This window comes from Ancylomarina sp. YFZ004 (assembly GCF_054254355.1).
Genome location: NZ_JBTCHQ010000009.1, coordinates 208256 through 221134, shown reverse-complemented (window position 1 = coordinate 221134; position 12879 = coordinate 208256). Strand labels below are relative to the sequence as shown.

General features: G+C 35.0%; 7 protein-coding genes. All 7 read right to left on the bottom strand.

Features of this window, described 5'->3' with window-relative positions; translation table 11 throughout:
• Window positions 1-64 precede the first annotated feature (64 nt).
• The 7 genes from gcvH to ACXR6G_RS14785 all read right to left on the bottom strand — a co-directional run bounded on the left by gcvH (window position 65) and on the right by ACXR6G_RS14785 (window position 12770).
• Complete coding sequence (gcvH, locus tag ACXR6G_RS14815; protein ID WP_458362220.1) at window positions 65-439, bottom strand: glycine cleavage system protein GcvH; 375 nt, start codon at window positions 437-439, stop codon at window positions 65-67.
• 116 nt (window positions 440-555) lie between these two features.
• Complete coding sequence (gene sov / locus ACXR6G_RS14810; protein WP_458362219.1) at window positions 556-8028, bottom strand: T9SS outer membrane translocon Sov/SprA; 7473 nt, start codon at window positions 8026-8028, stop codon at window positions 556-558.
• Window positions 8029-8054: 26 nt separating this feature from the next.
• A complete protein-coding gene (gene ruvA, locus ACXR6G_RS14805) occupies window positions 8055-8636 on the bottom strand; it encodes a Holliday junction branch migration protein RuvA (protein WP_458362218.1) in 582 nt (193 codons plus the stop codon).
• A gap of 54 nt (window positions 8637-8690) precedes the next feature.
• Window positions 8691-9770, bottom strand: a complete 1080-nt coding sequence (gene pdxA / locus ACXR6G_RS14800; protein ID WP_458362217.1) for a 4-hydroxythreonine-4-phosphate dehydrogenase PdxA — start codon at window positions 9768-9770, stop codon at window positions 8691-8693.
• A 204-nt stretch (window positions 9771-9974) separates the two neighbouring features.
• Window positions 9975-10355, bottom strand: a complete 381-nt coding sequence (locus ACXR6G_RS14795) for a hypothetical protein (protein ID WP_458362216.1) — start codon at window positions 10353-10355, stop codon at window positions 9975-9977.
• Window positions 10356-10405: 50 nt separating this feature from the next.
• Window positions 10406-11422 carry a DUF4837 family protein gene (locus tag ACXR6G_RS14790; RefSeq protein WP_458362215.1) on the bottom strand — a complete coding sequence of 339 codons (1017 nt, stop codon included), beginning with the start codon at window positions 11420-11422 and terminating at the stop codon, window positions 10406-10408.
• 82 nt (window positions 11423-11504) lie between these two features.
• Window positions 11505-12770, bottom strand: coding sequence for a transglycosylase SLT domain-containing protein (locus tag ACXR6G_RS14785; RefSeq protein ID WP_458362214.1), 1266 nt, complete (start codon window positions 12768-12770; stop codon window positions 11505-11507).
• Window positions 12771-12879: the final 109 nt, after the last annotated feature.

Sequence of the window (12879 nt, the reverse complement as noted above, 5' to 3'; positions counted from 1 at the left end):
TGCTATATGCTAAAAAACCCTCATACCAATGGTATGAGGGTTTTTCTATATTGTAAGAATACTATTAAAGTAATTCTTTGTACTGCTCAGCAGTTAATAGATCTTCAAGTTCTGAAACTTCTGCAACATTAACTTTAATGATCCAACCTTCACCATAAGGATCAGAGTTAACAAGTTCTGGATTATCTTCCAACTTTTCGTTGAACTCCAATACTTCACCACTCAATGGCATGAACATATCAGAAACAGTTTTTACAGCTTCAATAGTTCCAAAAACTTCTTCTCTATCCAAAGTCTCACCTTCAGTTTCAACTTCGATAAAAACGATATCTCCTAATTCTCCTTGAGCAAAATCAGTAACACCAATAAAGGCAGCATCACCTTCAACACGAATCCATTCGTGATCTTTTGTAAACTTTAAATTTTCAGGTACGTTCATGATTAATTCTTGTTTATATCTGGTTCATTATTTGCCCCAAATTTACATTTTTTTTCTAACTATTGAATAAACTCTTATTTCAAAATAAGCTTTTGTTTATGTTGTTGGACATAAGTCTATTGAGCTAAGGTAAAACGCACACTTACACCAAATTCAGTTGTTGTAGTTGGATAAGAAAGAGATACATAAGGTTCGTTTACGATTCTATCGTAATACAATCTCAAGTTAAAACGACTACTCAATACATAATCTGCAGACATCTTTATGGTCACAACCTTCTGACCTGAGGTCAACTGATCAACTTCATCAACAATCTTTCTAATAATCGTGTTATTCTTTCTGATAGATAAATCGCCACGTAAATTCAAGTTACTATTATACTTCTTCTGTCCAGAACCTGATCCTATAATCAATCCCAGATTATCAAAGCGATAACCTAATCCAAAGATGAATTCACTAGAAGCAACTTCAGTCAATTGGGTATTTGCAAGACTTAGAATCAAATTGCGAGTTCGTTTCATTTCAAATGTCGTTGTGAAATTGTTTTTCCACATCATATCGATATTGATCAATGGATTGAACTGTTCGTTTATCGAAACTGAATTCGCCTCATATATTGGAAGGTAATTATCGATTAAATCGAAATTATCATCATCACCTGTAAAATCAAGGTTGTTATTATAGGAACCAATATTGTATGTCGAAGTATAAGAATGATTCATATTAATCGACTTGAAATAGCGCTTCACTATTGGAATTTTTGATAAACCATCAAATGTAACTCGCCAGTTCGGCATCAACTTATCTATACCTGGGAAGAGCTTGTTATACTTACTTCCTCCTCCACCATAAGCTTTCAAGAAGGCTGGAATAAGCACTTCTTGAGAAGTTGGTCCATACCCTTCATAAAAACCTGTTTCTTTATCTTTTGAATCAAGAATTGGATGTTCATCAAAACCTTCACCCCAACGTTGTTTTGCTAGGCGTAAAGATTCAGATTTTCTTACATCCAGAAACTCATTAAAATAAGTTGAGGAATAATCTCCTGTATTTCCAATGCTAAAGAAAGCTGACTTCATACTCATGAAAGTCATACTAAAATTACCAGTTAAGGTCTTATTCTTAGCATCGAAGATCGGTTGATCAACAGTTGAATTTTCTTCATTGTAAATATAAAACTCATTCGTATTCTTTGAATAAGTTCTATTGGCATTCAAATTTATCTTCAAGCCTTTAATAGGCTCAATAGTCGATCTAAATGTGAAGTTTTCGGTATGTGTCATAACAAACGGAGCATTCAGTGAAGGATCAGTTGTTATCCAACCTTTACGAGCTGCATCTGCTGCGAAATTTCTATCCTGATTACCAATTAGGAAATTAAATCCTGGAGCTTTAGAACCATTATAAGTTTCACCACCAAAGAAATTTGTTTGTGGTAAGTAACCAGGTAGGGTTGTTGAATTGGTTTCAGAATATCCCAAAGAAATATTTCTCACACTCATTCCCAATCTAAGTATACCTTCACCGGCCTTCACAAATAGATTATCTCTCTCTTCTACTCTACCACTAATTCTTACTCTAGCGTTTTTCAATGATTTTTTTGAAATGACTCTCGCACGATTACCAGAAAGGGCACGATACTCTACTCGAACTTCTTTTCCTTCCAGATCATAAACTTTAAGCTGAATATCTTTCGTTCCTAATTTGTGATAAACAGACTTACCTACATTTGCTTTTAGTTCGTCTATTTCACCTTCAAAACTTACTTTTTCGAATTTTTTGCTCTTGGTTTTATATCGTCGCGTTCCACTATACTTCCGATTGACTCTCTTTAGGAATTTAGACTTATTATAAAGGTTAACCATATTCAATTGACCATTCAACTGAATATTATTCGAGTTACGAACCGTGTTTCCATGATTGATTGTCTCATCCTCTAATATTGCGCCTGCATTCCAATCATATGATCCAGTGTATCGGGTCGTCAATGAAGTCCAATTCAAGAATGGAATCTTATTAATCGGCACTTTATAGGTGACATTAAAATTGTGATGATATTGAACATTACGTCCACCATCCATAAGATTATTCCAGATTGAATCTTTCCAAATATTGTACGCATCTCTATCCCTATCTTTATCAACGATACCATCTGGCTCATCGATACGAGATGTATTAGTTGCTGAAAAATCAAACTTCAAGTTTTTAGTCAAGTTATACTTCAAATCATAATAACGATACCAATTGAAATTTTTATCATAGGTTGGTTTTATCAATAGATCTGGCTGCTCAATATTTCTAGTCTCAACCTCTCTGTAATACCTTTGAATATCTGATCGAACAGAAACCTGAGTAGGCATCAAATAGAAATTAAAATCGCGTAATAAACGCAGATAAGGTGATTTTAAGGATTTAGATTTCTTAAATGGAGAATAATTCTTTGGTCGTGAACTATAAGTATAATTCAATACGCCACGATAATTCTTCTCCAAATCGCGCACCTTATTTACATTACGAGAATACGTTTCGTTAAAGGAATAAGTCGCAGACAGATTTGAAACATCTAAGAGCTTCGCTTTACCATCTTGCTTTTCAATACGAACATTTGTCAAATTGAAACTCTTACGCTTGGTATAATCCTGTGCTATATGCTTAATTGAATCGCGTTCCCTCTTATTCGCAGCTTGACTAAGTGCGACATCAAGAGGTATATCTGGATCAAGAGGATTATACTCTGGATTCGCGGTTTCTTCAGAAATGGCATAGTACATTGGTATTCTTACACCAGATTTCTCTGGGAAAAATTTACCCAATTCTAAACTAGCAGAGAAGTCATATTGGAAAATATCTTCCTTATTTCGACTGTTCACACCATCTTCAATGCCACCAAAACCTGCAGTCATTCTATTACCTGCCCAAGTTAGTGTTCCCAGATCAGCCAGTTTCGTTGTGACTCTCAAGTTTGCAGCCCAACCACCTTTTTCATCAAAGTCAGTCAGACGAAGCTCATTCAACCAAATTTCTACAGCTTTTATTTCCCCATCATCCATTCCCTCTTGAGGGTATCTAATACCAATCATCACCGTACGGACGTTAGCTAAGTTTGGATTACCTTTAATACTAACCTGATTATTTTCACTTATAGGTGTTGCATTATTGTCCAATTCATTTACATTTCTACTAAAAACATCCGTCATATTAGCTGTAGGAGATGTCTTACGCATTTCATTATTCCTAATTTGTTTAATCCCGGAGAATAATTTCAAATCGAAATCGAAGCGATTGGCATCAGGCCAAACGATCAATCTATCCTCCAAATTAGTATTGGTATATCGCCCAAAAGGCGTAATCTTCAATGGAATCTCATATTCGTAGTAATTGTTCTGATAATCGGAGCCCATTCGGATAAAGACTCTCAAATCATCATCTTCCAAATTTAGATTCTCAATCCTTTCAGCATGAACATCCATTTTTAGCTTACCATACTTACGAATATCCATATTCAGAGTTTTGTAGGCTGCTCTAGCATCCCCTTCTTTCAATCCAGTCACTTTTAATTGAATCGCTTGTTCATTTAATTGCAACAATTGAGGATTACTTGGGTCAACAACACGATCGATACCAGGAGGCAAGACGTAATTGACAGGCTCTTTCTCTGCATTTTCTTCGATATTCACGGCTGATATTTCGAAACGAGTATCTTCTCCTGGTGGTGCTAAATCAGGACGTAGTGTTTGGTCATATTTTCTCCAATCATCTCGAACTAAATCCAAGCTTGCAAAACGTAAAATCACTTCCTCGTCAAAGTTTTTCAGCATCATTCTCATGAAACGAATCGAAGTAAAATCGTTGATGTTACCCAATTTACCATCGTAATCCTCTACAGGAACTTTGAATTGAAACCAGTTAACAGTTTCTTTTGTCCCATTGGCAAGATCAACCGTGCTCTCAACCTTATTCACAATAAAGTTTTGACCAACCTGCATCTCATTTGGAGCAAGGTGAATTTTGTATTCGTAATACGCTTCTGTTTCGCTAAGGGTATTATCATGATTGATATCCTCAACATCTGGTATCGTTGTTGCTGATGTTGGGTATGACTCTTGTGATAAATCAGCCGTAGGCGAATTACCTTCAGGCCCATTAAAGTTTTTATATCTCTCAAGAATACTTAACTCATTTGCATCGAAATCACTTCCTCTAAAATAATGGAAGTTATCACTCGATGGGTCAGTTGTCGCATCAGAGTAGGCTTTTGAACCTGCACCTAAATTTGCAGAATTCTGAATATTTAAAATATACGTATCAAAGAATGTTTTTTCATCTTCAGTTGCTAATCCATCCATCCCAACATCCTGAAACTTTCGAGATTCATTATCATTATCAAAGGCATTAACCAAGGATTGAACTAATGGAACACGCCCCCAAGCAGTTGAATCAACTAAAACAATATTACTACTTGTAGGTAGACCATTCTCGAAACCTTTTCGTGAGTCCCTCAAAATATCTTCCGAAATATTACCAAGATTCAGTAAGATATCCCCTCCCTTATGTGTATTATCATACACAAATGGATCCATCATCCAAAACTCTACATAAGCAATATTAGCAGCCTCAAAGTCGTTGGTTTCAATCTTACGCATAATACCACCCCAGCGGGTTTCAGGATCTTTCAGCGTACCATCAGTATTCATACCCGTTGAAACATTAGCTTGTCCATCAACATCGTAATTGTAAGGTCCCTTTTCAGAAGGGTAATAAGCTAAGTTTAGAACCGAAATATTAGTAGGTATACCCGTTGCCGTTTCCTTATTGGGCCAAATCTCTTCCTCATAAACCTCACGAACGTAATGATTCGATAATTGTTCCTTATCCGAACGAATATGTGCTGGTGTAGAAGACGTATTTCTATTAAAAAGTGGGTCGATAACATACCAGGCTAATTTAGAACGGTTGTACCCATATGCAAGATCATTATTAAAGTCGCCTTCCGGAAAATCAGGATGATTTTGTGGCGTACTGGCTAAAACCCAAGAATTATAATTCTTCATATCAATTGAGGTTTCTGTTCCCTCAAAATCGTCAATATAAGCTGTACCTGAACTTCCAATCGCCTTATTATGTCCTGGAACTAATTGTGCGAACTCTCCTTCAATAGAAATTTGAGATGGCTCTTTTGTTTCGATAAATGGAAGTTTATCAACCAAATTAGTCAAGAACATCGATTCTGTTCTATAGCTACCATTCAATCCCCAAATGGTGTTGGAAATAGGCTCATCACCAATATTCACCTTCTGAGTTAGGGGTTGTTCTGATAGATGCATCACCGTTGCACCCATGTTAAAATCATTATTAAATTGATAGTCCATCTGAACACCAACCAATGTTTTAGTCTGTATATTGAATAATGAATTACTTTCTGATGAAATTGAGATTGGTGTTCCTGCTTCTAAAAGGGCTTGATTAATAATCTTAACACGTCCTAATGTATAATCAACTGTATAGTCAATATTCTCGATCAATTTGATTCCTCCTGCCTTAACATCAACCGACCCAGGTTGTACATTTAAAGCATTCAGAGAGATTTCAGATCCTCCGCTTGACTTGTAACTTCCTTTTAAAGCAAATTTATTTTTTTCGGCTATTTGCTGAGCTTCGTTTTGAGTTTTTGAATACAATTCATCAAAAGCATATTTATCAGCAATGGCATTATTAGAAATTTTCGAACGCAAATAAGAACCAAAAGGTTCTATAGATGGGAAGATGATACGTCCTTTATTAGGGTAAATCGTTAGAGCATCAATGAAGTCAAACATGCCATCAGGACTAGGATCTAGTTGAGAGTTCAAGTTATCAAGATTCATTAGACTCAATAAAATTTCATTCTTACCACTCCCATCCGTATCAATATAATTCAATTGCGAACCAGCCTGATCATTCTGATACAAAACATCTAAACGGAAATCCTCAGAATTAACCTGATAAGCTCCAATGTTATAGATATTCTTCATCATCAATCTCCAAGTCTTTATCAAGGAAGGATTGAGATTAGTACCTTTAATCAATTTAAGAATCAAAGATTGAGGTGCACTAACACTTGAACTCGTTAATTCACCAACTTGATAGACTTCACCATGAGCTGTATACTGATATGCAACAGCTAAAACTTCATCTCCATTTAGAGATTGATTTAATGATATATAACCCAGACGTCGATTTAAAGTATATTCAGATTCAGATAATAGTCGAGCATTTTCAACTTTCTCATAATCTGAACCAGCAGTTAAACTTCCATTTAAAACATTAGTAACCTGATTGATATCTCGTACGCCATTAAATGCTCCCTCTGTAAACTGTGTGTAGAAACTACTATTCGAAGCATCTTTTTCATTATCAGGATATTCCCCTTGAGGGTAACTTTCACCTAGATCAACAAGTCCAACAAAATTTCGAGAATTCTCAAAATTCGAATTTTTATTAGTAATCCAAACCTCAATCTTATTAATGGTAACTGCCGAACTCACAACGGGCAATTTAGCCATGGCTTGATCGAAGTTATCGTAAAAATATTTCGATAGAAAGAAGTGACGATTGGCTTCGTATCTATCCGCGGAAACTTCGAACTCACTTTTTTGAGCTCCATTCTCCATATTCACAACCTTGGTTTCCCCTTTCTGCTGAGAAAAAACTGAGGCTACAGAAAGTTTTCCAAACTGCATCTCTGTTTTTACACCAAATAGATTCTGACCTCCAGTAATTAAAGTATTCGAAATTGGCATCGACACATTACCTGCTTCAACCTTTCTAATGATATTATCTTCATCACCATTATACTCCAACTTCATCTGATTTTCATAGTCGAAAGTAGCTTCGGTGTTATAATTCACTTCCATCGAAAGAATATCACCCACCTTACCCGATACACTCATTTGTATCTTCTCGTTGAAATCGAAACTGGTTGTTTTTCTTAGTTCCTCAGGAATGGTAGGGTTATCAACTTTCGTTGTACTGATACCAAAACTTAGTTCAGCAGCACCCTGTGGCTTAATTGAAATAGCTGTGTTACCAAATAACTTCCCAAATACCTTTGAGCCTAAAAAAGAACGCTGATCAACACCACGAACATTCCTATCAGATGAAATACGTTCCATCCAATAATCTCTAAGTGTGGCCTGATTCTGCTGAGCTTGAAACTCTGCTTTCGTCAAAGAAGTTGAATTTCTATAATCTATTCCTCCGATTCGCTTCTTCAGAATATAATGACCTGTTACGGGATCATAAACAATCGTTGTTTCGATATTAGCTGGATCCTTAAGATATAAAGGCGATTTTGCTTGATTAACCTTTAGTTTCGTATCATCTTCATCATCGAAAGTATAAGGTAATTTTTCATCCTTTGCACTCTTCTTTTTAGCCTTATTAAAAGGTGATTTCGCATTCTTAATTTGTTTCTCACCCTTCACGAGGGTGCTATCCTGCTGCAGATTATCAAAAGAGTAGGCATTTGCTTTCAAAGAGCTATCATTAAAAGACAGCCCTAGTATGAATAGAAATAAAAACGATAATATGTATTGTAGTAACTTTTTCAAGAACAGGGATTTTTTTGATTCAGGTATTACAACTGTTTAAGTGCTATTTTAATTAGCTCCTCAACACTTGTTGGTGCATTTGCTTTAATTATTTTATCAAGCATCTTAGCAATTGAATTTTTCGCAAACCCAAGCATCACTAAAGCTGATAACGCTTCTTCTCGAATTGTATTGTCCATTGCCAATACAATTTCACCCATCTCATCTTCCTTACCAATCTTATCTTTAAGTTCAATAATAATTCGTTGAGCTGTTTTAGCTCCAATCCCCTTTACGTCTTGTAAGGTTTTAGAATTATTAGAGAAAATAGCTTTTTTAACTTCTTCAGATGTCAATGATGAAAGCATCATTCTAGCCGTATTAGCTCCAACTCCTGAGACAGAAATTAGCAAACGGAATATTTCTCTTTCTTTCTGTTCCTTGAATCCGAACAATAAATGTGCATCATCGCGAATAACTTGATGCAAATACAATTGCGCAGAAGTGTGCCCAGAAAGTTGAGAGTATGTATTTAGTGTAATATTGATAAAATACCCCATACCATGATTTTCTACTATTACAGCAGTTGGTGTGAGGTCATTTAAATCGCCTTTTATATATTCAAACATATAGGTAAGTTTGGATGAGTTGACTTACAGTATATTTCAAGTTAGAAAAACCAACTATTTAACTGATTGTCTTTTATTCTGATGATCGTTACTTGGAGCCTTTACTTTCATAGGATCCTTACTTAACTCTTCGTATTGCATTCTGTTTTTATAAACATCAATAGCCATATACAAAGCTTTCTGGAAAGATTCTGGTGAAGCAACATTTGTTCCAGCAATAGCATAAGCTGTGCCATGAGCTGGCGAAGTTCTCACCTTAGATAAACCTGCAGTAAAGTTAACGCCTGAATCAAATGAAAGGGCTTTAAAAGCAGTTAATCCTTGATCGTGATACATCGCAAGAATAGCATCGAACTTAGAATAGTCATTTGATCCGAAAAAACCATCAGCAGGATATGGTCCTAAAGCCATTATGCCACTTTTTCTAGCTTTTTCAATTGCTGGAATAATCACATCTTTTTCTTCCGAGCCAATTAATCCATCATCGCCAGCATGTGGGTTTAAACTTAAAACAGCCACTTTAGGCTTACGGATACCAAAATCTTTAATCAATGATTTATTCAAAATATCCAATTTCTCGATAATCCTCTCTTCAGTAATATTCTCAGAAACCTTAGAAATAGGAATATGACCAGTAACAACACCAACTCTTAGTTTCTCACTGATCAGTAACATCAAAGATTTTCCAGAATTGATTCTGGCTTCTAGATATTCTGTATGTCCTGGAAAAACAAAATCCTTAGACTGAATATTCTTCTTGTTGATAGGAGCAGTTAATAAAACGTCGATATTTCCTTCTTTAAGATCCTTAACAGCCGCCTCTAAAGAGGCTAGAGAAGCAGCTCCAGCACTGGAGGTCGATTTGCCTAATTCAACTTTTATATTCTCATCAGTACAATTAATAACATTAACTCTTTTCGAATGAGAATCCTGAGCTATTTTTATATTATTTAAACTAAACTCCTCTATATTAAGTGCTTTTTTGTGGTAAGCAGCAACCTTTGGCGATCCATAAATAATGGGTGTACATATCTCCAAAATTCGGGCATCCATCAAAGTTTTTATAATGACTTCATAACCTATTCCGTTTATATCACCTTGAGTTATTCCAACTTTTATCTTAGTATCTTTCATCTGTATGTATTTTATATATCTCGATTGGATTATTCTCTTTCAATTGAATGTTAGCACATCATTAACAAAACTTCACTAGCATTCAATCTCTAACATCGTAACTAAAAGAGTAATCCGAATATGTTTTTACAAAAGTAATAAGATTAAAGAAAAGATCTATTATAATCATCTTGCTCTATTTCATCACTTAACAATCAAGTAGAATTATAATTTATCTGAGTTTTCTTTAAAATAATTTCGGATAAGAACTTTTTTAAGCTCTCTCTGAATAATTAATTCAGATAAAAGCTGATGCTTATCCACGTTTGGATATTTCAATTCATTTTTCAGAATTTCTTTCTCACTTAAATCAATTTGATACAAAAGCAAAACCAAACGATGATAATCCTGACTCAGCATAAATGCAACATGCTCAATTATCTGAGAAAAAAGTTCATTATAGGCGTCCTCAGGCTCACCTGAGAATGTAACTTCAAAGCCAAATTGATAAAAATCCTTTTCAATTTGAGCTGCAACTTGTTTTAAAATCTCAACTTTATCGCGATACTTTGAAACCTTAATATGATTATAATCAGGAAGATTCACTTCTTTTTCTGTATTTATTCAACTCAAATCTGGAAAATTACAACCAGAAACTATTTCTTCTTATTCTTAGCAACTTCTTTCACTGGTGTGTATGTGTACATCACAGCTTCCAACTCTCTCAACAGCTCGCGCTTATCATGGTTAGGGAAATAGACATAAGCATCCATACAAACCACACGATTATTCACTGAGTCCAGGAATGACATATTAACAAATGGACCTCCCATAAAATCACCATTAACTTTCCATAAACCTCTCATTTCAACTGCATAGTTTCCTTGAAAATCAAAATGATTAAAGGCAATTGGGAAATTCATCTCAGTTGTCATATAACTTCCTTCGTTTTGGGCAGGAACCAAATCCTTCAACATTGCATTTCTCATCATCAAAATCGAATTCTTATCAAAAGCCTCTTCTGCAAGATAATCGTATGTGTAAATAAACATACCTTGACTTGATTGTGGCGTTTCTTTTTTAACCCAGAAAAAATCAGGCTCAATTTTGCCAATTTCGTATCCTGATGGAAAAGCTAATGTAAACTTCTTATTTTTTTTCAGATAATCGAAGATCTCTTGAACGGGTGCTTTCGAGATTACTCCCATTTTACGAGTTCGCTCACTTTTTAGGAAATAAGCCAAAATCTTAGTTCTATTTTCCTCAATTACTTTCAACATTTCTTTATTGCTAGCTGCCTCAATTCGCATATATGCCTGAGTGCGAGCATACATATTATTTTTAACAAGCAATCTGGTTTTCTTTACCGAAGATGAAATTTTGATTTCCAATATACTACGATGCGTTTTAAACATACTTGTAAAAGCGTCATGATTCAGATGGAATAAATCCATTACAGACTCATCCTGAGGCATGCCTACCTGAATATCATTGAAAATTGCTTTGATAGAATCACCAACGATACCGTCAAATAATGGCTTACTACTTAAAATAATCACTTCTCCTGATTGACCAGTAACTGTAGGCATTAAACCTTTAGTTGTTTTTTTACATGAACTGATACTTGTGATAAGAATCAAACAAATGACACTTAATTTTATTATAGATTTCATAATTAATATTTTAAATAATTTATCTTCTTCTAGTATTTAATGGTCTTATTTTGGTTTTTCAATATGTGAGCATGCTAAATTTTTAAGTAGTCGATTTTAGTCCAACCTGAGTAGATCGACTCGTTTGTGACACCGGCACCCAAACTTTAAGTTTCTGTCCAATGTGCAATAAATCTCCTGTCAGGTTATTCCATTTTTTGATGTTATTGCTTGTGCAAGCATACTTCATCGCTATTTTATGAAAAAACTCACCCGCCTTCACAATATGAATGATACACTTTTTACCATTTGTCAACGACATCGTTCTTTCTATATCGTGGTATAAAACCTTGGTTTTAGGAGCTGCATACAATTCGGATTCCTTTTCAACATAGGCAAGAGCTTTGTCTACAGGCAAAGTCAACTTGGCTGGTAATTCACTACTAGGAATAAAGTCGAGTTTATAGATAGGATTCAAACGTCTTAGGTCAACTATCGAAATACCCAATTTTTCAGAAACCGTCTGAAGAGACAAAGGCTCTTTTACAGTAACATCTGAAAGTTTTAGATAAGAAAACTTCATGTTTTTAGGATCAATATTGTGCTCCTTATTGTAGTTCATCACATAATTTACAGCAATAAAAGCGGGAACATATGTCCTTGTCTGATCTGGTAAGAAAGCAGCTATTTCCCAGAAATTCGTCTTGCCTCCCGAAGCCTTAATTGCATCACGAACAACACCTGGTCCACCATTGTAAGCAGCAATAGCTAATTGCCAATCCCCAAAAATACGATACAAATATTGTAAATACTTACAAGCAGCATCAGTCGACTTCACAGGATCCATTCGCTCATCAACGTAAGAAGATATTTTTAGATCAAACATCCGACTGGCATGATACATGAATTGCCACAAGCCTGTTGCACCAGATCGTGATCTCGCTTTTGGGTTTAAAGCAGATTCAATCACAGCAATATATTTTAACTCGAGAGGTAAATCGTACTTATCGAGATATTCCTCAAAAATTGGAAAATAAATTTCACTTAAACCTAAAATCCTAGCTGTTTTATCTCGGTGTCTTACAGAGTATACATCGATATATCGCTTCACGATATCATTAAAGTCAAGTTGAATGGGACTCGCTTCATTCAATTTCCCGATACGCCAGGAATAATCCTCATTTGTAAAGACAGGAACCATATTAGCTTCCAGCACATGATCATTCAACTGATGAGAGGTAGATATATGCTTTTTATTTTTACTTAATCGATTATCAGTATCATTCTCATCAGCCTGACTCGCATAAGGAAAACACAGCACCAAGGCTGTAAATACTAGGTTTTTAATAGCTGATGTTATGTATCTCATTGGGAATAATCACTTCAATTATAAGTATGAATTTTGCCGGAATTAAGATAAGCATTTTATCCTTGCATCAGATCAAAAAACATTCAATTATATCGTAATTATAACAATT